A 23,623-nucleotide genomic window follows, 5' to 3' on the forward strand; every position below is an offset into this window, starting at 1 on the left:
AACATATTCAAGGAGGATTTTAATTAACATGGCAAATCGAATTTTAATCGTGGACGACGCAGCATTTATGAGAATGATGATACGTGATATTTTGAGCAAGAACGGGTTTGAGGTTGTTGGAGAAGCTCAAGACGGAGCACAGGCAATCGAAAAGTTTAAAGAACTTCGCCCTGACTTGATTACGATGGATATTACGATGCCAGAGATGGATGGTATTGCTGCACTTAAAGAAATTAAGAAAGTGGATCCTAACGCTAAAGTGATTATGTGTTCAGCAATGGGACAACAAGCAATGGTGATTGATGCGATTCAAGCAGGAGCAAAAGACTTTATTGTGAAGCCTTTCCAATCGGATCGTGTAATCGAAGCAATTAATAAGACACTAGGCATTTAATGTAAATGACAGATTCAGGTCAAACGGATTCTTTGAGATCAAGTTACTTTGGTTCGATCCTCTCTGTCGTATTCGTACTTATTATCATAGTCATTTGTATTGTTCTTTTGATTCGCTTTTTGGGAAGAAAAAATCAATCTTTTTTTCAGAAACGGACGATGAGAGTTATCGGTGGAGTGGGACTTGGACCTAGCAAGTCACTTCAAATCGTCGAAGTTGGCAGCAAGCTTTATATTCTCGGGATTGGAGACGATGTGCATATGATTGACACGTTGTCTGACCCTGAGGAAATCAGAGCACTAGTAGCTCAGTTTGAAAGGGAAGGGACATCAGAACCTTCCTTCGCCAAACTCATTACAAATGTAAAGAATAAGCTCAGTAAAAATAAAGCGGAATCCTTTGAGATGGAAGAAGCTTCATTTAGTGCGTTATTCGAGAAAAAGCTTCGAGAGATGCCTGATCGTAAGGATCAAATGGAACGCTTGCTTGAAGAAGAAGAAACAAGAGAGCGGTCGAGAGATTCATGAATAAAAAGATGGTAATAGTCTGTTTACTCTGGGCGGTGCTTCATCTCATGATGGGGACGGAAGCGTATGCGCAGCCAATTCCGGATATCAATATTGAAATTGGGAATGGGGATAGTGGAGAGCCCAGTACAAGCTCTTTATCCATCATACTTTTTGTAACCATTATCAGTATTGCACCCGCCATTCTAGTACTGATGACAAGTTTTACTAGAATCGTCATCGTTTTAAGTTTTGTACGAACATCACTGGGTACCAATCAAATGCCGCCCAATCAGGTGCTCGTTGGACTAGCCCTTTTCCTTACCTTATTTATTATGTCTCCAACGATATCTACTATTAATGATGTTGCGCTCCAGCCTTACTTAAAAGGTGAAATAACACAAATGGAGGCACTGAGTGAAGCTACGGAACCCATGAAGAAATTTATGTTTTCACATACAAGGGAAAAAGACTTACTTCTGTTCATGGATTATAACGGGATGGAGAAGCCGGAAACTTATGAGGATATTCCGCTCACTGTCATGGTTCCCGCGTATGCAATCAGTGAACTGAAAACCGCTTTTCAGATGGGATTTATGATTTTTATTCCATTTTTGGTCGTTGATATTGTTGTGTCAAGTACCCTTATGGCAATGGGGATGATGATGTTGCCGCCGGTCATGATATCTCTTCCTTTCAAAATTCTTCTTTTTGTACTGGTAGATGGCTGGTATCTCGTAGTTAAATCTTTACTCCTTAGCTTCAGTCCGTAAGTGCAAGGATCATCTAGACATTGGGAGGTGGCGCCTTGACAGGGGATTTTATCATTGAGCTAGCAGGGCAAGCGATCTTTGTCGCTTTGGAAATAAGTGCCCCCATGCTGGTCCTTGGACTTGTTGTAGGGCTGATCATTAGTATTTTTCAAGCAACAACGCAGATTCAAGAACAAACGTTAGCTTTTGTTCCCAAGATTGTAGCTGTTCTTCTGGCACTACTGTTATTTGGCCCTTGGATTCTCGCAACGATGGTTGATTTCACTTATAACATCTTGGACAATCTTCACAATTATATCGGGTAGGTTGATCAATCATGGAGATGATACTTCAAGGATTTTCTGTAGCTTTGCTAATTTTTTGTCGAATAACAGCTTTTTTTGTAGTAGCGCCCGTGTTTTCTACACCAGGGGTACCTCAAATATTCAAAATAGGATTATCTGTTTTTATTACAATTATTGTTTATTTAACTTTTGGTACGGACCAGGTTATTGCGATGGATGCAGCATACGTACTGCTTATATTTAAGGAAGTCTTAATGGGACTGTTGCTAGGTTATGTTGCACTTCTCATGATTACGGCCATCCAAACCGCAGGAGCGTTCATCGATATCCAGATTGGTTTTAGTATGGCAAACGTGTTTGATCCAATGACAGGTACCTCAGTACCTCTCACAGGGAACCTAAAGTACGCTTTTGCAATCCTGTTGTTTCTGACCATGAATGGACATCACAGGATGCTGGATGCCATCGTATATAGTTATAGATGGGTTCCTCTTGCTGGAAACGATATCTTTCAGGCATTTTCAGACGGTAGTGTGGCAGAACTTCTGATCCGTGCATTTGCACAAGCTTTTATGCTTGCGTTCCAGATGGCTGCACCGCTAGTGGTTGCTTTATTTATGACAGACGTAGGGCTTGGTTTTCTTGCGAGAACGGCACCGCAGTTTAATGTCTTTGTTATAGGGGTTCCACTGAAAATCATTGTAGGTCTCGCCATGATGCTGCTCGTTGTACCCGGATTTCTATACATTTTCGAAAATTTGTTTGGTGTATTATTTGAAGCAATGCAAGGAGTCTTAGAGGTGGTTGGTCAGAGACCTTAAGTAAGACAAATGCGGGAGGAGAGTAGGATGAGATTTAAACTGGACCTGCAGATGTTTTCCGGAGAGAAGACAGAAAAAGCGACGCCCAAGAAACGCCAGGAAACAAGAAAAAAAGGGCAAGTTGCAAAAAGTATGGAAGTTTCCGGAGCGGCCATTTTGCTCACCTGCTTTATGTGTTTCGTTATTTTTGGGGGTTTTTATAAAGAACGAATAACCTATGCTTTTACAGATATCTTTATGAACAGGCTTAGCATGGATGTTACGATCCCTAATGTGATGTCTATGTTCGGACAGCTCGGCATGCAGATTCTTATTATTCTTGCTCCTGTTTTTGCGGCTGGCGTTATTGTCGGAATCCTTGTGAATTATTTACAAGTCGGCTTTTTGCTCACAGGAGAAGGGGTTACTCCCAAATTTAACAAGCTTGATCCTATAAAAGGGTTTAAAAATATTCTATCCATGAGATCCATTGTAGAGCTTCTCAAATCCGTTTTGAAAATGCTCATTATCGGTTTTCTTGTGTATAACATTTTGTGGGGGGCAAAAGATCAGTTTGCTAGGCTCAGCCACTTATCATCAGATGGGATTCTGACCTTTGCTGCAGAGATGACCAAGAAGCTGGGTCTTAATATAGGAATTGCATTATTTGTCCTTGCTATACTCGACTATATGTACCAGAAATATGAATATGAGAAGAACATCCGAATGTCCAAGCAGGACATTAAAGATGAGTATAAAAAGATGGAGGGTGACCCCCTCATTAAAGGGAAGATTCGTGAACGCCAACGACGTATGGCGATGCAGCGAATGATGCAGGAGATTCCAAATGCGGATGTCATCATTACGAATCCAACCCATTTTGCTGTAGCGCTGAAGTACGATGGAAATGAAATGGATGCTCCAAAGGTGATTGCAAAAGGAGCGGATCATGTAGCATTTCGAATAAGGGAGATTGCTAAGGATAATGGAATTATGCTTATGGAAAATAAGCCGCTGGCTAGAGCATTGTTTCAACGTGCGGAGATTGGCGATTCCATTCCTGCGGATCTTTTTCAAGCGGTCGCTGAAGTATTAGCATATGTGTACAACTTAAAAGGCAGAAATAAACCATCGGGGAATCGGAGGCACAGAAACCAGTGAAAATAAAAGAATTATCAGTCCTAGTTGGAATTATCGGCGTTGTGCTCATGATGATTCTACCTATACCCGTTGGATTACTGGATGTCCTTTTGGTCATCAATATTGCAATTGCACTCATGATCTTACTGGTAGCGATGAATACGAAGGAAGCTTTGGATTTCTCTATCTTTCCTTCTATACTGCTTGTAACGACATTATTTCGACTATCTTTGAACATATCAACGACCAAACATATTCTTGCTGAAGCCTATGCCGGTAAAGTGGTTGCGACTTTCGGAAGCTGGATATCCAGCGGACAACCCATTGTTGGTTTTATCGTTTTCCTGATCCTGGTTGTTGTCCAGTTTATTGTTATAACGAAGGGGTCTGAACGTGTCGCTGAGGTAGGAGCAAGATTTACGCTTGATGCGATGCCTGGTAAACAAATGAGTATTGATGCAGATCTCAATGCAGGTCTTATTAACGAACAACAGGCAAAAGAGAGACGCAGTAAAATTGAACGAGAAGCTGACTTTTACGGGGCGATGGATGGTGCAAGTAAGTTTGTTAAAGGAGATGCGATTGCAAGTATTGTTATCTTGCTGATCAATCTCGTAGGTGGATTCATTATTGGGATGGTAATGTTAGGAATGAGCTTTGGCGATTCTATATCTACGTATTCCCTGTTAACTATTGGGGATGGGCTGGTAAGCCAGATTCCCGCACTCCTTATTTCTACAGCTTCCGGACTGATTGTAACTAGAGCAGCATCAGATGGTTCATTTGCGGATGATATTACAGGTCAGTTATTTTCATATCCAAAGCTTATATATATCGTTGCAGCTACGGTAACTTTCCTGGGAATCTTCACGCCAATCGGTCCAATTACAACCTTGCCTCTGGCAGGTCTGCTATTTTTCGGAGGTTGGAAAATGCAGAAGAATCTCAATAGTAAGCAGATTTCCGAGGAACAGATGGAGGAAGAGCAACAGATTGAGGAAGTTCGGAGTCCGGAGAGTGTAATTAACCTGCTTCAGGTGGATCCTATCGAATTTGAGTTTGGTTATGGACTCATTCCTCTTGCAGATACCGGACAAGGTGGAGATCTACTCGATCGGATCATTATGATCCGCAGACAGTGTGCGCTTGAGCTCGGTCTAGTCGTTCCTGTGATTCGGATCCGCGACAATATACAGCTTAGACCTAGTGAATATGTAATCAAGATCAAAGGCAACACCGTGGGCGGGGGAGAATTGTTACTTAACCATTACTTAGCAATGAGCCCAGGGTATGATGACGATTCGATCAGCGGTATTGAGACCATGGAACCGGCTTTTGGGCTTCCGGCATTATGGATAGATGAGTTGACGAAAGACCGTGCAGAGTTATCAGGGTACACCGTTGTTGATCCTCCATCCGTTGTGGCAACACATCTGACAGAACTGATTAAGAGACATGCACATGAACTGTTAGGACGTCAAGAAACCAAAGCAATTATAGATAATTTAAGAGAAAGTTATCCAGCACTAGTAGATGAACTGATTCCTACTGTACTTTCGATCGGAGATGTTCAGAAAGTTCTAGCCAAGCTGCTTAGAGAGAAGATCTCAATACGTGACATGGTGACGATCGTAGAGACATTAGCCGACTATGGTACATATACAAAAGACCCAGATGTTCTCACGGAATATGTAAGACAAGCTCTATCAAGACAAATAACTCAGCAGTATACCCTGAAAGGGGAGACGATGCGGGTGATTACAGTAGGACCTAATCTTGAGAAAAAAATTGCCGAGAGTGTCCAGCAGTCGGAGCAAGGGAGCTATTTAGCACTAGATCCTGTATCAAGTCAAACACTGTATCAAAAATTGACTGAACAAGTCAATCGTCTGATTCAGTCGGGTCAACAACCTATTGTTCTTACCTCACCTACCATCCGGATGTACCTCCGGCAGATTATCGAAAGAACGATGCAAGATATACCTGTGTTGTCGTACAGTGAGCTAGAACCAAATGTTGAAATTCAAAGCGTTGGGGTGGTGAACTTATGAAAATGAAAAAATACATCGTGGATACCATGCCCGAGGCCATGAAACTCATTCGGAATGAACTGGGACAAGATGCGGTGATCTTATCTACCAAAACCGTTCGAGCAAGTGGTTTAGCAGGGATACTTCGCAAACATAAGATCGAAGTCATCGCTGCAGTTGAAGATGATAAAGAACAGCAAAAGGAGCCTGCCCAGGTTCCTCCTGCTGCTATTCCTACGATGCCAAGGGCTGCTGTTCCTGAAGCATACCAAAAAGCAGGGAGTTTACATGTAAATGAAACAGCTGCCCAGCCTTTATCAAAAAAGAATGATATAAAGCCAAAGGCGACTCTGCAATACAAAACACAAGAATCAGAAGAAGCTCCGAGTCTTCCTGCAGAGTTACAGCCGCACCCGGAAGGGGCGGATTTTTCCGTTTCTTCAAGACAGGAGAAGCAGAAAGGCGAAATGGAAGCAGGAAGTCTGACGGAGAAACTTCTCCAAGAAATCAGTCAGATGAAAACGTTTATGGCTACAATCGCCGAGAGTCAATCTAATGAAGCAAGCTTACCTGGAGATTTGAATGAGATCCGCACGAAGCTGAAAGATCAGGGAATTGCCACGGACATTTGGAGCAACTGGATGGAATTTGCAAAAGGAACACTTCAGGAATCCGAGGAAGAAGCTGGGGAAAGCATCGTTAGACCTCTGATTGAGGGTTTTTTATCAGAACGAATCACGGATGGGATTAATGAGTCCACTCGAATTGTATACGTGGCAGGTCCGACAGGCGTCGGCAAAACAACAACGATAGCAAAACTAGCTGCCGAGCAAATGTTCAAGCATAAACGAAAGGTGGGGCTCATTACTGCCGATACGTATCGTATTTCTGCTGTTGAACAGTTACGGACGTATGCTGCAATTCTCGGTATCCCACTTGAAGTCGTGCAGTCACCTGCGGATACCATAAGAGCACTGGATCATCTCTCTGATTGTGATTTGATTCTGATGGACACAGCGGGCCGTAATTATCGTAATGAGATTACTGTTTCTGAACTCAAAAGCTTACTGCCGGATGAAGCGGATAGCGAACTTATTGTGGTACTCAGCCTGACAGCCAAAACAGAAGACATGCTGACGATACTGGATCATTTTCATAAATATGGAACACCAAAATTGATTTTTACAAAAATCGATGAAACAGACACACTTGGAGCTCTCTTCAACGTCCTAAAACAGTATCCAAGCAAGCTAGCTTACATTACAACGGGGCAAAACGTACCGGAAGATATCATGCTTCCAGATCCGAAGAAACTGGCCGATTTTATTCTCGGGAGTGAGCCGTCATGATAGATCAAGCGGCTACTCTAAGAGATATGATGTTAAACAATTCCCTCCCGAAGCTGAATGAGGAGAACTTGGTTCAGGGTAAGAAAATGAATCAAGCCAGACTCATTGCGATATCGAGCGGAAAAGGAGGCGTAGGTAAATCAAACTTCACACTTAATCTGGCTCTAAAACTTCATGCAGCTGGTATAAAGGTACTGGTGTTTGATGCGGATTTGGGGATGGCCAATATCGATGTATTAATGGGCGTATCTTCTAGATTCAGTCTATATCATGTCCTCAAGGGAGAAAAAAGAATTCAAGATATTATTCAATTTGGTCCACATGGACTGCCTTTTGTAGCAGGTGGATCAGGGCTCATTGAACTTTTGACTCTAACGGAAGAGGACATTCATGGTTTTACATCTGACCTAGATCGTCTTTCTGACGAATACGATTATATTTTGTTTGATACCGGAGCCGGTCTTTCTCTGGAGAACAGGCGTTTTATTGCCGCCGCTGATGAGTGTATCGTAGTTACGACGCCGGAACCCACTTCAATTACGGATGCATACGCATTAATAAAAGTGATGCACAGACATCTTAGTGATCCTGTACCTTTTAGCATTGTGGTGAATCGGGCTGAGAACAGAAGGGAAGCGGAACAAGTCAGCGCTAAAATTGGACTTGTTGCGAAACGATTTTTAAATGCTGCCATTCCTTTACTAGGGCATATTTCAGACGATCCGCATGTGATGCGAGCTGTGAAGAAACAAACACCATTTACGGTGATGTATCCGCAGTGTACTGCTTCCCGAGACATGGAAAGAATAGCATCGGGATATATGGATCTTGCCTTACCTTTGACACAGAATACACAAGGGTTCAAAGGATTTATAAACAAATGGTTAAAGAAAACCATTTAATGCAGGTTTCACTTAAATTCAGAGGTGGCAAACATGTCAGTCTATCAAGTACTTGTTGTAGATGATTCAGCTTTTATGAGGAAAATCATTACCGATTTAATTGAACAAGATCCAGCTTTTAAAGTAATGGAAACCGCGGCTACAGGAAAAGAAGCGATAGAAAAAGCAAGAGCACACCATCCTGATCTCATAACAATGGATGTAGAGATGCCTGTACTTAACGGTCTTGATGCTCTTAAAGTGATCGTGGCAGAGGACGAGATCCCCATTATTATGCTCTCAGGTATCAATGAAATGGGTTTACGAGAGACGATTATGTCACTGGAAGCGGGAGCATTTGATTTTATACGAAAACCGTCAATCAACCATGGACAAGACATCGAAGAAGTGGGGAAAGAGCTTCGGAATCAGATGAAAGAAGCCATGCTAATGAAGGCAAGGCGTGCAGAAAGAAAATTGAGTGAAGAGTCGCTGACAGAAAAAGTAGACTTGCAAACACAAGTGCAACATGAAGTTCCATCTCTCAACAATCAGAAATTGAATCATCCTCATCTGTACAAGTCTCGTCCTGCAAAAGAGACACAAACGAAAGAATCGAAGCCGATTTTTTCGCCGAAGCCGGTCACAAATAAGAATAATAAGAGTACTAAGAATAATAAGAACGATAAAAAAGTCAAAAATAGCACTCAGAAAAAAACAATAGTTTCTTCACCTGAACTTCCTGTGTCTTTGGAAACTCATGATATGTCCAAGGGGTTTCGCCGCAGAAATGTAACGAGTACGCCGGAAGATCTACAAAGCGAACAACAAAAGACCAATACGATGATCCAGCAACTTGTAGCCATTGGATGTTCTACCGGTGGACCGCGGGCGCTTAAATCGTTGTTATCTCAAATTCCTAAAGATTTTCCTGCTCCTATCGTCATTGTGCAGCATATGCCGCCTGACTTTACTAGATCGCTTGCGAATCGCATTGATTCGTTTAGCCAGATTCGGGTAGTTGAAGCAGAGCAAGGAATGCAGCTGGAAGCAGGAGTAGCGTATATCGCTCCAGGTGGATATCACATGAGGGTGAACGAAGGGACAAATGGGAAATATGAACTTCGTTTAAGCCAGGAAGAAATAGTAAATGGACATCGTCCTTCCGTAGATACACTTTTCGAATCGATTATCCCCTATTCTAAACTGCAGAGACATATTGTTCTTCTTACAGGGATGGGCAGTGATGGAGCTAGGATGATGAAGCGTCTTTACGATACAGGTGTTCGTTCCACGTTTGCGGAGAATGAAGAAAGCTGTGTTGTGTATGGAATGCCGCGTGCAGCAGTTGAACTCGCCTGTGTTCAGCAGGTATTGCCTCTAGAAGAATTAACCTCGAAGCTGATTCAAGCGGTTATGAACCAAACCTAATTCACGAAGGGGGTATTTCAAAGTGGATATGAATCAATATTTGTCCATGTTTATTGATGAGTCTAACGATCATCTGCAATCTTTGAACGAAAAAATGCTTGAGCTTGAACAAAGTCCCGAAGATTTATCGATCGTTCAGGTGATTTTTAGATCTGCACATACTTTAAAAGGGATGGCAGCAACGATGGGGTTTGAGGATCTTGCTTCTCTAACTCATAAAATGGAAAATGTGCTCGATCTCGTTCGGAATGAAAAGTTGCAAATGAAGGAATCAATTTTTGATGTTTTGTTCCAAAGTCTTGATGCACTCGAGTCCATGGTACAGGATATCATGGCAGGTGGAGAGGGGAAACTGGATGTTTCTCATATCGTTTCTTCTTTACAAGCCATTGAAAAAGGGGAAGAAAGTTCACCTTCTTCCATAGAAGAATCTAATGTTTCAAGTACAGACACTGCTTCTTCAATGCCCTTGCTTGATGAATTCCAAAGCTCTGTACTCTTACAGTCGATTCATGATGGCGCAGGAGTGATGTTTATACAAGTTAGCATCAGCAGAACAAGTCAGTTAAAATCGGTTCGTGCTTATATGGTGTTCGATCTGCTGGAACGATCGGGTGACATCATTAAGACAGAGCCATCCGTTCAGCAAATAGAACAAGATCAATTTGAATATGAATTTTCATTATATTACATAACACAGATGCAATCGGAAGAGTTAAAGAAAGCAATTCTTAATATTTCAGAGATCGAAGAAGTGAATGTCACTCCATTAACTGAAGAAATGCTGGGGCTGGGGTCTAAAGAAGCGGCAGCTGCTACGGAAGTGATGGAAAAGTCTGAAGCAACACAAGAAACAGATACAAATAGTACGATGATTGAGAACACGGAAGCAGTACCAAGCGATGCAAAAGAGAAAACAGTTCGAGCTGCTTCAAAAACAAATACGGCAGCTGCAGCATCTAAAACCATTCGTGTAGATATTGAACGGTTAGACGTTCTTATGAATTTATTCAGTGAATTATTAATCGATCGTTCTCGTTTAGAACAGCTCTCTAATGAACTGGAGCATACCGACTTAATCGAAACGGTTGCCCATATGAGCAGAGTGAGTTCGGACTTACAAAATATAGTACTTAAGCTTCGAATGGTTCCGGTAGATACCGTATTCAATCGGTTCCCAAGAATGATTCGAGATTTGGCCAAATCACTAAATAAAAAAGTGGATCTTGTTATTACAGGTGCGGATACAGAACTTGATCGTACGGTTATTGATGAGATCGGGGACCCGCTCGTTCATTTACTTCGTAACGCAGTAGACCACGGGGTGGAATCAATCTCGACCAGAGTGGAGTCGGGGAAATCGGAAACGGGTACCATTCAATTAAGGGCATTCCATAGCGGCAACCATGTATTTATTGAGATTGAAGACGACGGTGCCGGGATATATCGAGATAAATTACTTAAAATCGCTATATCACGCGGCGTCGTAACGGAAGCTGAATCCGCCGAAATGACAGATCAGCAAGTCTTTCAATTATTGTTTGCGCCTGGTTTCAGTACAGCAGAAACCATCTCAGACATCTCAGGCAGAGGCGTAGGTCTTGATGTAGTGAAGGCGAAAATCACTTCACTTGGTGGGAATGTGACCATTCATTCCGTCCCGGGAAAAGGAACGAGTTTTTCGGTTCAACTGCCGCTGACTCTTTCTATTATCTCAGCAATGCTCATTAAGCTTGGAAGTGAGAAATATGCTATTCCGCTTTCTTCGATCGTAGAAACAGGCATTGTGAAAAAAGAAAAAATCCGTATTGTTCATGGAACCAAAATGATTTCATTTAGAGAAGCGTTAGTTCCTTTTGTATCACTTTCCGAATTTTTTAATGTAGAAGATTACAGTGATGAAGTAGAGGATGAAATCGAGATTGTTGTTATTCGTAAAGGAGATCAGCTTGCAGCTTTGGCGATCGATGATTTTATCGGACAAAACGAAATTGTTATTAAAACACTGGGCAAATATTTACCGAATATTCAAGGGATTTCTGGAGCAACCATCCTCGGTGATGGACAAGTCGCACTAATCATTGATCCCAACGGCTTAATTAAATAATTCTTTGCAAGCGGAAGTTCTTATTACTTACTTACTTACTTACTTACTTACTTACTTACTTACTTACTTAGGAGGCATTAATCATGGCAGAAGACATGAAAGTAATCGTTTTTAAGCTTGGGACAGAAGAGTATGGAATTGAAGTAGAACGTGTTCAGACGATTGAAAGAATGCTTCCGGTTACTCGTGTTCCAAAGACGTATTCGTTTGTAAAAGGTGTTGTTAATCTTCGAGGAGTCGTCATTCCGGTTATTGATTTAGGTGGACGTTTCTCCCTTCCAGAAGCAGAGTATACCGATCAAACACGAATTATTATCGTTACCGTTTCGGATATGCAGGTTGGTTTTATTGTTGATTCGGCCAATGACGTTGTAGATCTTAATGAAGATGATATTGAAACGCCTCCTGAAATTGTAGGAGGTATTAAAGCCAAATATTTAAGAGGAGTAGCGAAACTAGAAGAAGAAAGACTTCTCATTATGCTGAATCTCCATGAAGTATTGAATAAAAGTGAAATTATAAGTCTTGAGAGTATGGAAGGATAAATGATGGCTACAATCAATCAATTTCAGGAGTTTGAGATGGATATCTTGAAAGAGATCGGAAATATTGGAGCAGGGAATGCGGCTACAGCGCTTGCTACCCTGCTCAATAAACCTGTAGATATGGGTGTGCCGACTGTCCAGAGGGTTCCTTTCGAAGCCATAGCGGAAAGTGTTGGCGGTGATGAGAGTATTGTAGCTGCCGTTTATTTTCGGGTAGAAGGAGAGGCTCCGGGGAACATGTTTTTTATGATGACCCCGGAAGCCGCCAAACAGCTTTTGTACCATTTTAATTCGGAAGTAAGCTGTGAACATCTCGAATTTACGGAAATGGAATGCTCGACGATCTCTGAAATTGGAAATATTCTGGCTGGGTCATATCTCTCATCCCTTGCTGATTTCACTCGTTTAAAAATGTTCCCTACCGTGCCTGGATTTGCACTAGATATGGCAGGAGCTATTTTAAGTTACGGATTACTTCATATGAGTCACACTGCTGACGAAGCACTATTAATCGATACTCAATTTCTCGAAGGTCAGAACCAAGTACAAGGACAATTTTTTCTAATACCCGATCCTGAGTCTTTTCATGTCATTTTTGAGGCTTTGGGAGCGCCCTATCATGATTGAACAAAGAAACTTGGTAAAGGTAGGAATGGCGGATCTAAACATCATTACAGAACCGGGTATCATTCGTACAACAGGACTAGGGTCTTGTGTGGGTGTAACTCTATATGATCCACTAGCTAAAATTGCGGGGATGGCACATGTCATGCTGCCTTCCTCTTCTATTGCGAGAGAAGGTATTTTGAATAAGGCAAAATACGCGGATACTGCGATCGTAGAATTGGTAGAGAGAATGATTGAAGCGGGTGCATCAAGCACGAGACTCATTGCCAAAATGGCAGGGGGATCACAGATGTTTCAATTTGCTGGGGCTGGTGATACGTTACGTATTGGGCCTCGTAATACAGAAGTTTGTAAACAAATGATTAGAGAGCTTCGCATTCCTCTTCTTGCTGAAGATTGCGGCGGGAGTCATGGGAGAACCATTGAAATAGATCGGGACACTGGAATATTAACGATTCGAAGCGTACAGATGGGTGTGAAGGAACTATGAATAGAATGTTTGGGAATGTTCGAATCAATTTTTTAGCCGGATTTATTGGACTGATCATTACGTTTTTCGTTTCATTTAGCAGTAACTTACTATCTACAAGTCTTTTTCGGGCAGGGGCGGCTTTTATCATCTGGTTCTTACTAGCCTTTCTACTAAGGTACGTATTAGGCAGTGTATTGGCTTCTCCACCTGACAAAGGAGGTCCTGAGAGCCTGGAAGAAGGACAAGAGACGAAGGGGGCTCAGCTTGATGTGATTGCTCCAAATGATGATGAAGTGCTGAAGGATATTCTGAATTATGCTCAAGCAGAACCAAACGAAGAAAAAAAGAAACAATCTGCAGTGGAGAGCGGCTTTGAACCACTTAATCCTCCGAAAATTGTTCGGACAAAAGATGCTGAAGAATTAGCACAAGCCGTTCGTCACCTGTCAGGCAAATAGAGGAGGGAAACGATATGAAAGAACCTAATTCATCCCATTTGGCCGACATGGACCTGTGGGAAAAGTGGAAGGAGCACGGGGATTTAGATGCTAGAAAAACCTTGATCGAGAAGCATCTCCATATCGTTCATTATGTATCCAGTCGGTTAGCAGTAGGGCTGCCTAAAAATGTGTCGAAAGATGACCTTGAGAGCAATGGCGCGCTAGGGTTAATTGATGCACTTGATAAATTTGATTATAAAAGAGGACTCCAATTTGAAACCTATGCCTCTTGGAGAGTAAGAGGAGCGATACTGGATGGTCTTCGCCAAGGAGACTGGGTTCCGCGTTCGGTTCGTGAGAAAGCAAAACGAATTGAAGAGGCTTATCAACATTTAGAACAAAAATATTCCCGTACCGTTAGTGATGAAGAGATGGGACAATATTTAGATTTATCGGCCAAAGATTTTCAACATATGGTACAAGAGGTAGCGGTAATGTCGTTATATTCTCTCGAAGATCCGCTGAGAGAAGAAGACGCCGAGACAAGAATGTCACTATTGGTCGATGAGAGAGCTTATCCTCCTGATCAAACGGTTCGTGATATTCATCTCAAACAAGCACTGATCACAGGATTAGATAAACTCACGGAAAAAGAACGTATCGTCGTATCTCTTCTATATTATGAAGACTTATCTCTTAGTGAAATTGCAGAAGTGATGTCTCTATCACCATCTCGAATTTCTCAGTTGCATTCTAAAGCGATTTTACGCCTTCGAGGGACTCTGGAGAAGCAGCGTGAACTGTTAATGAATCGGGACTAATAAAAGGTAGGATGATGACCTGAGAAAGAAGGAAGTTGTATATGACCCAAAAAATAGAGCTCAAACAACATGTGAAAGTACTGTTATCGGATGATCAAAGCAGCGCATGGATCGATTTATCAAATCTTACATCCGAGTTGGATTTTACCGAACAGGAACTAAACACATTTCTTCTAACAGAAGGTATTGCGTATGGAATTAAAACGGATACAATTCGTGCAATCGCCGCAAGTCCCCTGAATTTTTATGGCCAAAAGATATTAATAGCTGAGGGGGATGTTCCTGAAGCGGGTAAGGATGGAATCATTCAGTTCCTTACGAGCACGGATTTAACAGGAGAACGAAGACCGCTCGAGACAGGAAACGGGAGAGTAGATTATAAGGAAATTACGCGCCTGAACAATGTAAAAAAAGGGCAGGTCATTGCTAAAAAAATAGATCCAAGCCCAGGCAAGCCTGGGAAAAGTGTAAAAGGAGACCTTATTCCTTTCTCTCCAGGTAAAGAAGCTAGATTCAAGACAGGAAAGAATGTGGTAGTTAGCACCGAAGGAAATGCAATGTACGCCTCGATCGATGGACTGATCACGACAACGGAAAATCATCGAATCAATGTATTTCCTGTATTTGAAGTGAATGGAGATGTGGATTACAAAACAGGGAATATAGATTTTGTAGGTACTGTTGTTATTCGTGGGAATGTACTCTCCGGATTCAAAGTGAAGGCCGCAGGAGACATTCGTGTAATCGGCGGTGTAGAGGGCGCTGAAGTCTTTGCAGAAGGCTCTATTGAAGTAACAGGGGGAATTATAGGGTACAATAAAGGGCTTATTCAAGCAGGTGTTGATGTAAAGAGCTCATTTATCCAAGATGCGAATGTTGAAGCAGGTCAATGTATATATGTCTCGCAAAGTATCATGCATTCATCGATTAGAGCAGGAAAAGAATGTATTTGTGCAGGAACCAAGGGACTTATTGTAGGTGGTCTCATTCAAGCAGGTGAAAGAGTAGCCGCTAGAGTAGTTGGTAACCCGATGTCTACCGTAACCACAATTGAAGTTGGTGTAATGCCAAGACTGCGTAATGAACTTACGAACCTTCGCCAGCAGCAAAAGGGGTTGAGCGAAAGTATAGATAAAACGGCCAAAGCTCTTCATCTTTTAGATCAAATGGCTGCTACTGGACATATATCAGATGATAAGATGCATATGCGGATGAAACTTCAAGTGACTCGTGAATCTAGCATGCAACAAATGAAAGAGAACAGGGAGCAAATATTGGATATCGAAAAAGTGTTGGAAGATACCTCGAAAGCAAGAGTCGATATAACTAAGATGATTTACGGAGGCTCTAAAATAGTTATCGGCAGATACACCAAATTTATTAAAGATACAGCAACACAAATTTCATTTTTTTATCAAAACGGTGATATTTCTATGGTTCCTCTAAAGAATGGTTAAGCGTATTTATTCTTGTTAGCAGTGAAGGAGTGAAGAGGGTGAGCTTGAAAAACGTTGAACTTCAAATTGCTATACCTCGTACGACGGAGGCGGGACGGTATCAAAGCGAATACGACCACAGGAGATCATCAGAACAGTCCCTACTAGCAACAAACGAGAATAAAAAGACGAAAAAAGAAAGTAAACAAAGTCCAAAAACATCAGAATCAGAACAGACAGGGATAAGAGATCGTTCAGCTTCGTCCGGGACTTTGGAGATAAAGAATTCGAATGAGCTTGAAGAAACTTCAGAAGAGACACTGGCAGCTACGCCAGCGGAACACCCTTTTAAAGGGAAACACATTGACTACAGTTTATAAGTAGGCATACATGAATAGGAGAATAATCTCATGGAACCTTGGAGTACCCTCGTTGTGTTGGGTGTTGGTATCACCCTATTTGCCTGGTTTATGCCGAGATCAAAACCTCAAACAGGGGGAAAAGTGATTAAAGATGTAGAAGCAACGTTAGAGCAATATTTGGCTGAGATTGAACTGGAGAATGAAAAGGTTATAGAGAGTATTCAAAAATGGAAGCAGGACTTTTCACATACAAACAATCTAAGAGAAAAAGAAATTCAAGATATGAAACAACAGATTCTAAACCTTGAGCAGCAAGTTTCCTCATTGATGAATGCAAATACTTTTGCTGGCACAAATGTAGAAGCGGCTGTAAAAAAAGCCGACCATGCAGTAACTGACGATACAGTAATAGAAGAATTCGCTATACAGGAAGAGCCGACCATTCATAAGCGTTACAGTGAGGTCTTTCAATTAGAGTCAGAAGGAAAATCTACTGACTTTATAGCTAAAAAGCTAGATATGCCCAAGGGAGAAGTGCAATTGATTCTACAGCTCGGTGAACGGGAGAGAATGGTATGATGAAAAATCGTTCCTTTCTTATGGGACTTGGAATAGGGATTGCAGCCTGCGCACTCATTCTAAAGCTTGCACTTATAGGGCAGGGTGCGGCAGAAGAAAACGCAAAGAATGTCTTATCACGTACGGAACTGGAAGAACAGGCCGCAATAATGAATCTTAAGGTATACGATGTGAAAGATAAGGTAATGACTGAAGAAGAATGGGCGGAGCAAAAAGGAGCACGATTAGAAGAAACGGAATCGGGTGCGGTTACAGAATCTCCTGAAAAGCCAAAGGTTCCGCAGAACGAAACGCCTGATGAGCCAAAACAGCCGACTTCGGAGAAAAAGGCAGAGCCTTCTACAGAGGTAGTGAGATATAAGGTGATTCAAGGTGCAACCTTAAATGATGTTGCGGATCATTTAACTTCCTTACATGTGATTCAGGACCCCGAAGCTTTCTTAAAAGAAGCCAATCGTCAAAAAATCAACAGGAAAATTCAAACAGGCACCTATGAATTTAAGCAGAATGAATCTACCAATTCTATTATTAAGAAAATCACCGCAGCTCCTTAATTTCGGATTCTTATAATGATGTTAGTTATTTAGAACTAAACATTGTTGCATCTCAGTTTCACTTATGATATATTAATTGACGGTGTTAAAACACACGCTACGCTAATTCTGTCGAGGGTGCTTCCTTTAAGGGAAGTCTTGTCGGGAAATGATGCTAGCGGAGGACACAAAAACCAAAATATTAGGAGGTGTGTGGAGATGGCAGTTATCTCCATGAAACAGCTTCTCGAAGCTGGGGTTCACTTCGGTCATCAGACTCGTCGTTGGAATCCAAAGATGGATCGTTATATCTTCACTGAAAGAAACGGTATTTACATCATTGACTTGCAAAAGACAGTGAAAAAAGTTGAGGAAGCTTACAACTTCGTTAAAAGTATTGCAGGAGAGAACGGTACTGTTCTTTTCGTAGGTACTAAAAAACAAGCTCAAGATTCCGTAAAAGAAGAAGCAGAGCGCGCTGGTCAATTTTACATTAACCAACGTTGGTTGGGTGGTACTCTTACTAACTTCCAAACTATTCAAAAACGTATCGATCGTTTGAAAAAGTTGGAAGCATGGGAAGAGGACGGCACATTTGAAGTTCTTCCTAAAAAAGAAGTTATCATTCTCCGTAAAGAGAAAGATCGTCTTGAGAAATTCCTCGGCGGTATCAAGAACATGAAGGGTCTTCCAAGTGCCCTGTTCATAATCGACCCTCGTAAAGAGCGTATTGCAGTAGCAGAAGCTCGTAAATTGGGTATCCCAATCGTAGGTATCGTTGATACTAACTGCGATCCGGACGAAATCGATTATGTTATTCCTGGTAACGATGACGCGATTCGCGCGGTTAAATTGCTTACTGGAAAAATGGCTGATGCTGTTATTGAAGCACATCAAGGCGAAGAAACTTCCGCTTAAGATTGCTTTCAAAGGCCTAAGTATATGAATTAAATGAAAAAGGGTGGTTGGCAGGTGGATAACCTCTCACTACCCTTTTTTTAGGGTCATACGCAAATTTATCCTCTGGAGGGAATTAACAATGGCAGTAGATGCAAAATTGGTGAAAGAACTTCGTGAAAAAACGGGCGCAGGTATGCTCGATTGCAAAAAAGCACTAGAAGAAGGAAACAACGATGTAAACAAAGCGATTGAAATTCTTCGTGAAAAAGGCTTGTCCGCAGCAGCGAACAAAGCTGGCCGCGCTGCAACAGAAGGCGTAGTACAATCTTACATCCACGCTGGTGGACGTATTGGTGTACTGGTTGAAGTTAACTGTGAGACTGACTTCGTTGCTATGACAGATCAATTCAAGGAATTTGCTCGCGACATCGCTATGCAAATCGCTGCTTCTAACCCACGTTACGTGAGCCGTGAAGAAGTTCCTCAAGAAGAAATTGAGAAAGAAAAAGAAATTTTGAAAGCTCAAGCTCTGAATGAAGGTAAACCAGAAAAAATCGTTGAGAAAATGGTTGAAGGTCGTATTGGTAAATATTACGAAGAGTTCTGCTTGCTTGAGCAATCTTTCGTAAAAGACCCAGACAAAACAATTGAACAATTGCTGAACGAAAAAATCAGCACAATTGGCGAAAACATCTCAATCCGTCGCTTTACTCGTTACGAGCTTGGTGAAGGTCTTGAGAAAAAACAAGACAACTTCGTTGAAGAAGTTATGTCCCAAGTAAATAAATAAACAAAGAAAATGATCGAATCAAAAGACGGCCCATGTTATTCTTGAAGATAATGTAATGATTTACATCTTAGAGATTACACAGACAGCTTTATATGGAAAGAACAACTGGATTGTCCGAGATTCGGCTCAAAAGGTTTTCTTTAACTAAGAGTGGAACACAATCCGTGTTCCTTTCTTTTTAACTAATATAAGGTTAACATGTGCTTAATTGACGTGGGGAAGCGTCATTTCGAAGTGGAGGGTGAACATTTGGAACAGCCGGTATTTAAAAGAGTTGTGCTTAAAGTGAGTGGAGAATCCCTTTCTGGGCAAAATGGTTACGGGATTGATGCAGAAACAATCTCATCCATTGCACAGCAAGTTAAAGAAGTAGTAGAACTTGGAGTCGAAGTTGCGATCGTATGCGGTGGCGGTAATATTTGGCGCGGAATTGCAGGTAGCGAGAATGGTATTGACCGTGCAACAGCAGACTACATGGGTATGCTTGCAACCGTTATGAACTCGCTTGCGCTGCAAGATGCATTAGAACAGATTGAAGTGCCAACACGTGTTCAAACTTCAATAGCGATGCAGCAGATTGCTGAACCATATATCCGCCGTAGAGCGATTAGACACCTCGAAAAGGGTAGAGTTGTGATCTTTGCAGCAGGAACAGGTAATCCGTTCTTCTCAACAGATACAACGGCTGCTCTTCGTGCAGCTGAGATTGAGGCTGAAGTTATTCTGATGGCGAAGAATAAAGTGGACGGTGTATATTCTGCAGATCCGTTTAAAGATGAAACGGCTGTGAAATTTGAACAATTGACTTATCTTGATGTGTTGAACAAGAATTTAGGAGTTATGGACTCCACTGCTTCCTCACTCTGTATGGATAACAATATTCCTCTCATTGTATTTGCTATTACTGAGCAAGGTAATATCAAACGAGTTCTTCTCGGTGAAAAAATCGGGACAATTGTGAAAGGAAGTGTAGATTAATGCCGCAATCAATTAAAAAGAACGCAGAAGAACGCATGGAAAAAGCGATCCTCGCACTTAAACGTGATTTGTCAACACTTCGTGCAGGTCGTGCAACCCCTTCTTTACTTGATCGAATTCAAGTTGAATATTATGGCGCACCTACGCCGGTTAACCAACTTGCAAATATTACGACTCCGGATTCTCGTACTTTGATGATCCAACCATGGGATAAATCTTCCTTGGCTGATATCGAACGTGCTATTATGAAGTCAGATCTTGGTCTTACACCGCAAAATGATGGTGCTATGATCCGTCTGAGCATTCCGGCACTTACTGAAGAACGCAGAATTGAACTTGTGAAATTCACCAAGAAATTTGGGGAAGAAGCAAAAGTAGCGGTTCGTAACATCCGTCGTGATGCAAATGATGATATCAAAAAGTTGGAGAAATCCGATATTTCTGAGGATGAATCTCGCAGACATCAAGACGATATTCAAAAGTCTACTGATAAATTTGTTGCAGAAGTAGATAAAGTTCTCGCTGCAAAAGAAAAAGAAATCATGGAAGTGTAATATAATATGCTTACGGCCCCTCCGCCTTCGGTGGGGTTTGCTCTTTTCACAGCAAGGAAAAGAAACTTCATGGAATTTTGGAGGAAGTCGAATGATGAAACGCGCTCGGTCGTGGTGGAATAAGAACGGCAAAGAGACGCCTGAACTGTCAAAAGCTAATATTCCGCAACACGTGGCTATTATTATGGATGGCAATGGTAGATGGGCCAAACAACAAGGTATGCCTCGCATCGTTGGACATCAAAGCGGTATGAAAGCTCTTAAACGGGCAACGATTGCTGCAGATGACTTGGGAATCAAGTATCTGACAATGTATGCCTTCTCGACAGAAAACTGGACGAGACCGAAAGATGAAGTGGATTTTTTGATGCGTCTGCCTGTTGATTTTCTTGCACAGGAGCTAGATGAATTAATCGAAAAAAACGTATGTGTACGAATGATGGGGTATGAAGAGAATTTACCTGATCATACGGTAAAAGCACTTCGAGAAGCAATTCGAAAAACAAAAGATAATACCGGACTGGTTCTTACTTTTGCTTTGAATTATGGCAGTAGAAGTGAAATCACAGATGCGATGAAAGCAATTGCTCAGCAAATTGAATCGGGTGACCTGACAACTGATGATATTACGCCTGACCTGATTGAGAAACACTTGTTGTCTAAAGACCTGCCTGATCCGGATTTATTAATTCGAACAAGCGGAGAACTTAGAATAAGTAATTTTATGCTGTGGCAGCTTGCTTATAGCGAAATGTGGTTTACAGATATTTACTGGCCGGATTTTAATAGAGAACACTTATATGAAGCAGTAGCCGAATACCAACGCAGAACAAGAAGGTATGGCGGTCTGAAGTAATGGAGGATGGACCAAGTTGAAACAGCGAGTAATAACTGGAATTGTTGCCGGTGCTTTATTTTTGGGGTTTGCAATGCTGGGTGGACTCTGGTATAACTTCTTCATTTTTCTAATGGCACTTATTGGATTATACGAGTTCATACGGATGATTGGTGTTTCTGCTTTTTCGGGTACAGCAATCATTGGATATGCCGGCATTCTTTTCCTCATTTTTCCTGATTTGCTTGCAGAGCTGGGGTTAACGTTGACATTAAATCAGATATTGTGGATTTTGATGATACTGCTGCTTATCGCAACCGTAACGACAAAAAACAAGATTACCGTTCAGACTGCGGCTTTGATTTTTATTGGTGTCGTATATGTTGGAATCGGTTTTTATTATATTGCAGTAACACGTCAATTACCGGCAGGATTGTTTTGGACTTTTCTTCTTTTGGCAAGTATTTGGGGTAGTGATGCAGGAGCTTATTTTGTAGGCAAGTCGTTCGGTAAAAATAAACTTTGGCCGATGATTAGTCCTAACAAGACCATAGAAGGTGCTATTGGCGGAATTATTATAGCCATTATAATTGCGCTCTTATTTGCTGGGTTCTCTCAGGGCCTCCTAGGTTTCGGAAGAGCTGTACTCATTGGTTTGTCTGCTTCCGTTATTGGTCAATTAGGAGATTTAGCGCAGTCTGCCTATAAACGTGTATATGGAATTAAAGATTCGGGGAATCTGCTTCCAGGGCATGGTGGTATTCTGGATCGATGTGATAGTTGGATCTTTGTGTTTCCGTTCGTACATATCCTCATGCTCCTCCCTTACTAAGGAAAGACAAACGATTTTATGTCAATACAAGAGGTGTCATTTGTGAAGAAAATTTCAATTTTAGGTTCAACAGGCTCCATTGGAACTCAAACCTTAGATGTCGTTCGAATGCATCCGGAAGAGTTCCAGGTAGAGGGCTTGTCAGCGGGTACCAATGTGGAGCTGCTCATCGAGCAAGCCAGGGCATATCGTCCTCGTAAAGTGTCCGTCAGTCGTAAAGAAGATGTAGATCATGTACGTATGCACGTGCCTGAAGGCACAGAGGTTTATTATGGAAACGAAGGTCTGATCGAGGTGGCTGCAGGAACAGATGCGGATACCGTCATTACAGCAGTGATGGGTAGTGTGGGACTATCGTCTACACTCGCTGCGATTAGAGAAGGGAAACAGATTGGCCTGGCCAACAAGGAGACTCTTGTAACAGCCGGTCATCTGGTTACTGCACTAGCTCAGGAAAAACAAGTACAGATTATCCCGGTAGACAGCGAACATTCGGCTATTTTTCAGTGTCTGAATGGGGAACAACTACGTGAGGTTAAACAGATTACACTCACTGCCTCAGGCGGGTCGTTTCGAGATTTAACCAGACAGCAGCTTCAGCACGTAACGGTTGCAGATGCACTCAAACATCCGAATTGGTCGATGGGCTCCAAGATTACAATAGACTCGGCAACGATGGTGAATAAAGGACTAGAGGTAATAGAAGCAAGATGGTTGTTCGATCTTCCTTATGAAAAGATCAACGTTCTTCTTCATCCAGAAAGCATTATTCATTCGTTCGTAGAGTTTCAAGATACAAGTATGATTGCACAAATGGGTAACCCGGACATGCGTGTTCCTATTCAATATGCATTAACTTATCCGAAGCGATTACCTTCCCCAGCTTCATCTTTATCACTTTCTGAGATCGGAGCGCTGCATTTTAGAGAAATGGACATGGAGCGTTTTCCTTGCTTAAAGCTTGCTTATGAATGTGGTAAAATAGGGGGAACCGCAACAACGGCATTTAATGCTGCGAATGAAGTGGCCGTTGCTCGTTTTCTTAAAGGGGATATTTCTTTTCTGAAGATCGAGGAGATCATTGCAAGAGTACTAGATAATCATCAAAGCATTCCGAGTCCTGATCTAGAGCAGATTGAACAGGTTGATCAGCAAGTAAGAGATATTGCAACCTCTTTATAAGACAAGGTTTCTTCCTGCCTGCAGCAAGAGAGAGTGGTTTTT

Annotated in this window: 27 protein-coding genes; all 27 read left to right on the forward strand. The window is 41.8% G+C overall.

The genetic code is table 11. The features are described 5' to 3' along the window. Nucleotides 1–28 precede the first annotated feature (28 nt). The 27 genes from KJS58_RS11010 (at nucleotide 29) to KJS58_RS11140 (ending at nucleotide 23,581) form a co-directional block, all read left to right on the forward strand. Nucleotides 29–394, forward strand: coding sequence for a response regulator (locus KJS58_RS11010; protein WP_191798395.1), 366 nt, complete (start codon nucleotides 29–31; stop codon nucleotides 392–394). Between the two features lie 5 nt (nucleotides 395–399). After that, on the forward strand, nucleotides 400–921 hold the full coding sequence (locus tag KJS58_RS11015; RefSeq protein ID WP_213532564.1) for a flagellar biosynthetic protein FliO: 522 nt from the start codon (nucleotides 400–402) through the stop codon (nucleotides 919–921). Beyond that, nucleotides 918–1,673 (forward strand): flagellar type III secretion system pore protein FliP, encoded by a 756-nt coding sequence (fliP, locus tag KJS58_RS11020; RefSeq protein WP_191798399.1) that lies wholly within the window; start codon nucleotides 918–920, stop codon nucleotides 1,671–1,673. The genes KJS58_RS11015 and fliP overlap by 4 nt, the downstream gene beginning before the upstream one ends. Before the next feature lie 35 nt (nucleotides 1,674–1,708). Next, entirely contained in the window at nucleotides 1,709–1,978 is a 270-nt protein-coding gene (gene fliQ / locus KJS58_RS11025; RefSeq protein WP_213532565.1) for a flagellar biosynthesis protein FliQ, read from the forward strand. 11 nt (nucleotides 1,979–1,989) lie between these two features. Further along, complete coding sequence (gene fliR, locus KJS58_RS11030) at nucleotides 1,990–2,778, forward strand: flagellar biosynthetic protein FliR (protein WP_213532566.1); 789 nt, start codon at nucleotides 1,990–1,992, stop codon at nucleotides 2,776–2,778. Between the two features lie 27 nt (nucleotides 2,779–2,805). Further along, a complete protein-coding gene (gene flhB, locus KJS58_RS11035) occupies nucleotides 2,806–3,918 on the forward strand; it encodes a flagellar biosynthesis protein FlhB (protein WP_213532567.1) in 1,113 nt (370 codons plus the stop codon). Beyond that, a complete protein-coding gene (gene flhA, locus KJS58_RS11040; protein WP_213532568.1) occupies nucleotides 3,915–5,948 on the forward strand; it encodes a flagellar biosynthesis protein FlhA in 2,034 nt (677 codons plus the stop codon). Before flhB ends, flhA begins: the two co-directional genes overlap by 4 nt. Further along, nucleotides 5,945–7,276, forward strand: coding sequence for a flagellar biosynthesis GTPase FlhF (gene flhF / locus KJS58_RS11045; protein WP_213532569.1), 1,332 nt, complete (start codon nucleotides 5,945–5,947; stop codon nucleotides 7,274–7,276). The genes flhA and flhF overlap by 4 nt, the downstream gene beginning before the upstream one ends. Continuing rightward, on the forward strand, nucleotides 7,273–8,178 hold the full coding sequence (locus KJS58_RS11050; protein WP_213532570.1) for a MinD/ParA family protein: 906 nt from the start codon (nucleotides 7,273–7,275) through the stop codon (nucleotides 8,176–8,178). Before flhF ends, KJS58_RS11050 begins: the two co-directional genes overlap by 4 nt. A gap of 33 nt (nucleotides 8,179–8,211) precedes the next feature. Next, on the forward strand, nucleotides 8,212–9,588 hold the full coding sequence (cheB, locus tag KJS58_RS11055) for a chemotaxis-specific protein-glutamate methyltransferase CheB (RefSeq protein ID WP_213532571.1): 1,377 nt from the start codon (nucleotides 8,212–8,214) through the stop codon (nucleotides 9,586–9,588). 22 nt (nucleotides 9,589–9,610) lie between these two features. Next, complete coding sequence (locus KJS58_RS11060; protein ID WP_213532572.1) at nucleotides 9,611–11,695, forward strand: chemotaxis protein CheA; 2,085 nt, start codon at nucleotides 9,611–9,613, stop codon at nucleotides 11,693–11,695. An 83-nt stretch (nucleotides 11,696–11,778) separates the two neighbouring features. Beyond that, the gene (locus KJS58_RS11065) at nucleotides 11,779–12,240 is read left to right on the forward strand and encodes a chemotaxis protein CheW (RefSeq protein ID WP_191798417.1); all 462 of its coding nucleotides are present in this window, start codon (nucleotides 11,779–11,781) and stop codon (nucleotides 12,238–12,240) included. 3 nt (nucleotides 12,241–12,243) lie between these two features. Beyond that, complete coding sequence (locus KJS58_RS11070; protein WP_191798655.1) at nucleotides 12,244–12,867, forward strand: chemotaxis protein CheC; 624 nt, start codon at nucleotides 12,244–12,246, stop codon at nucleotides 12,865–12,867. Further along, nucleotides 12,860–13,357, forward strand: coding sequence for a chemotaxis protein CheD (locus KJS58_RS11075; RefSeq protein WP_191798418.1), 498 nt, complete (start codon nucleotides 12,860–12,862; stop codon nucleotides 13,355–13,357). Before KJS58_RS11070 ends, KJS58_RS11075 begins: the two co-directional genes overlap by 8 nt. Beyond that, nucleotides 13,354–13,797 (forward strand): hypothetical protein, encoded by a 444-nt coding sequence (locus tag KJS58_RS11080; protein WP_225229028.1) that lies wholly within the window; start codon nucleotides 13,354–13,356, stop codon nucleotides 13,795–13,797. The genes KJS58_RS11075 and KJS58_RS11080 overlap by 4 nt, the downstream gene beginning before the upstream one ends. 14 nt (nucleotides 13,798–13,811) lie before the next feature. After that, on the forward strand, nucleotides 13,812–14,600 hold the full coding sequence (locus tag KJS58_RS11085; protein WP_213532573.1) for a FliA/WhiG family RNA polymerase sigma factor: 789 nt from the start codon (nucleotides 13,812–13,814) through the stop codon (nucleotides 14,598–14,600). 41 nt (nucleotides 14,601–14,641) lie between these two features. Next, nucleotides 14,642–16,057, forward strand: coding sequence for a flagellar assembly protein A (locus tag KJS58_RS11090; protein ID WP_213532574.1), 1,416 nt, complete (start codon nucleotides 14,642–14,644; stop codon nucleotides 16,055–16,057). 38 nt (nucleotides 16,058–16,095) lie between these two features. Further along, the gene (locus tag KJS58_RS11095) at nucleotides 16,096–16,416 is read left to right on the forward strand and encodes a hypothetical protein (protein WP_213532575.1); all 321 of its coding nucleotides are present in this window, start codon (nucleotides 16,096–16,098) and stop codon (nucleotides 16,414–16,416) included. Between the two features lie 30 nt (nucleotides 16,417–16,446). Then, nucleotides 16,447–16,977 carry a DUF6115 domain-containing protein gene (locus KJS58_RS11100; RefSeq protein ID WP_213532576.1) on the forward strand — a complete coding sequence of 177 codons (531 nt, stop codon included), beginning with the start codon at nucleotides 16,447–16,449 and terminating at the stop codon, nucleotides 16,975–16,977. After that, a complete protein-coding gene (locus tag KJS58_RS11105; protein WP_213532577.1) occupies nucleotides 16,974–17,531 on the forward strand; it encodes an endolytic transglycosylase MltG in 558 nt (185 codons plus the stop codon). Before KJS58_RS11100 ends, KJS58_RS11105 begins: the two co-directional genes overlap by 4 nt. A 198-nt stretch (nucleotides 17,532–17,729) precedes the next feature. After that, nucleotides 17,730–18,428: a 30S ribosomal protein S2 gene (gene rpsB / locus KJS58_RS11110; protein WP_213532578.1), complete on the forward strand. Its 699-nt coding sequence runs from the start codon at nucleotides 17,730–17,732 to the stop codon at nucleotides 18,426–18,428. A gap of 121 nt (nucleotides 18,429–18,549) precedes the next feature. Next, nucleotides 18,550–19,200 (forward strand): translation elongation factor Ts, encoded by a 651-nt coding sequence (tsf, locus tag KJS58_RS11115; protein ID WP_213532579.1) that lies wholly within the window; start codon nucleotides 18,550–18,552, stop codon nucleotides 19,198–19,200. 249 nt (nucleotides 19,201–19,449) lie between these two features. Further along, nucleotides 19,450–20,178, forward strand: a complete 729-nt coding sequence (gene pyrH, locus KJS58_RS11120; RefSeq protein WP_191798657.1) for a UMP kinase — start codon at nucleotides 19,450–19,452, stop codon at nucleotides 20,176–20,178. Next, nucleotides 20,178–20,732, forward strand: a complete 555-nt coding sequence (gene frr, locus KJS58_RS11125) for a ribosome recycling factor (RefSeq protein ID WP_213532580.1) — start codon at nucleotides 20,178–20,180, stop codon at nucleotides 20,730–20,732. Before pyrH ends, frr begins: the two co-directional genes overlap by 1 nt. Nucleotides 20,733–20,823: 91 nt before the next feature. After that, nucleotides 20,824–21,588, forward strand: coding sequence for an undecaprenyl pyrophosphate synthase (locus KJS58_RS11130; RefSeq protein WP_213532581.1), 765 nt, complete (start codon nucleotides 20,824–20,826; stop codon nucleotides 21,586–21,588). Between the two features lie 16 nt (nucleotides 21,589–21,604). After that, on the forward strand, nucleotides 21,605–22,399 hold the full coding sequence (locus tag KJS58_RS11135; protein ID WP_213532582.1) for a phosphatidate cytidylyltransferase: 795 nt from the start codon (nucleotides 21,605–21,607) through the stop codon (nucleotides 22,397–22,399). Nucleotides 22,400–22,441: 42 nt separating this feature from the next. Beyond that, nucleotides 22,442–23,581, forward strand: coding sequence for a 1-deoxy-D-xylulose-5-phosphate reductoisomerase (locus KJS58_RS11140; RefSeq protein ID WP_213532583.1), 1,140 nt, complete (start codon nucleotides 22,442–22,444; stop codon nucleotides 23,579–23,581). Nucleotides 23,582–23,623 lie beyond the last annotated feature (42 nt).

The sequence above is a fragment of the Paenibacillus sp. J45TS6 genome (genome assembly GCF_018403285.1).
GTDB lineage: Bacteria > Bacillota > Bacilli > Paenibacillales > Paenibacillaceae > Paenibacillus.

What these genes read in the sequence shown, in the direction of transcription:
- KJS58_RS11050 (WP_213532570.1), top strand. Translation starts at nt 7,273, where the DNA reads ATGATAGATCAAGCGGCTACTCTAAGAGATATGATGTTAAACAATTCC.
- cheB (WP_213532571.1), top strand. Translation starts at nt 8,212, where the DNA reads ATGTCAGTCTATCAAGTACTTGTTGTAGATGATTCAGCTTTTATGAGG.
- flhF (WP_213532569.1), top strand. Translation starts at nt 5,945, where the DNA reads ATGAAAATGAAAAAATACATCGTGGATACCATGCCCGAGGCCATGAAA.
- tsf (WP_213532579.1), top strand. Translation starts at nt 18,550, where the DNA reads ATGGCAGTAGATGCAAAATTGGTGAAAGAACTTCGTGAAAAAACGGGC.
- frr (WP_213532580.1), top strand. Translation starts at nt 20,178, where the DNA reads ATGCCGCAATCAATTAAAAAGAACGCAGAAGAACGCATGGAAAAAGCG.
- KJS58_RS11010 (WP_191798395.1), top strand. Translation starts at nt 29, where the DNA reads ATGGCAAATCGAATTTTAATCGTGGACGACGCAGCATTTATGAGAATG.
- fliP (WP_191798399.1), top strand. Translation starts at nt 918, where the DNA reads ATGAATAAAAAGATGGTAATAGTCTGTTTACTCTGGGCGGTGCTTCAT.
- KJS58_RS11100 (WP_213532576.1), top strand. Translation starts at nt 16,447, where the DNA reads ATGGAACCTTGGAGTACCCTCGTTGTGTTGGGTGTTGGTATCACCCTA.
- fliR (WP_213532566.1), top strand. Translation starts at nt 1,990, where the DNA reads ATGGAGATGATACTTCAAGGATTTTCTGTAGCTTTGCTAATTTTTTGT.
- KJS58_RS11070 (WP_191798655.1), top strand. Translation starts at nt 12,244, where the DNA reads ATGGCTACAATCAATCAATTTCAGGAGTTTGAGATGGATATCTTGAAA.
- KJS58_RS11015 (WP_213532564.1), top strand. Translation starts at nt 400, where the DNA reads ATGACAGATTCAGGTCAAACGGATTCTTTGAGATCAAGTTACTTTGGT.
- flhB (WP_213532567.1), top strand. Translation starts at nt 2,806, where the DNA reads ATGAGATTTAAACTGGACCTGCAGATGTTTTCCGGAGAGAAGACAGAA.
- KJS58_RS11105 (WP_213532577.1), top strand. Translation starts at nt 16,974, where the DNA reads ATGATGAAAAATCGTTCCTTTCTTATGGGACTTGGAATAGGGATTGCA.
- rpsB (WP_213532578.1), top strand. Translation starts at nt 17,730, where the DNA reads ATGGCAGTTATCTCCATGAAACAGCTTCTCGAAGCTGGGGTTCACTTC.
- KJS58_RS11085 (WP_213532573.1), top strand. Translation starts at nt 13,812, where the DNA reads ATGAAAGAACCTAATTCATCCCATTTGGCCGACATGGACCTGTGGGAA.
- KJS58_RS11130 (WP_213532581.1), top strand. Translation starts at nt 20,824, where the DNA reads ATGATGAAACGCGCTCGGTCGTGGTGGAATAAGAACGGCAAAGAGACG.
- KJS58_RS11075 (WP_191798418.1), top strand. Translation starts at nt 12,860, where the DNA reads ATGATTGAACAAAGAAACTTGGTAAAGGTAGGAATGGCGGATCTAAAC.
- KJS58_RS11080 (WP_225229028.1), top strand. Translation starts at nt 13,354, where the DNA reads ATGAATAGAATGTTTGGGAATGTTCGAATCAATTTTTTAGCCGGATTT.
- KJS58_RS11065 (WP_191798417.1), top strand. Translation starts at nt 11,779, where the DNA reads ATGGCAGAAGACATGAAAGTAATCGTTTTTAAGCTTGGGACAGAAGAG.
- KJS58_RS11090 (WP_213532574.1), top strand. Translation starts at nt 14,642, where the DNA reads ATGACCCAAAAAATAGAGCTCAAACAACATGTGAAAGTACTGTTATCG.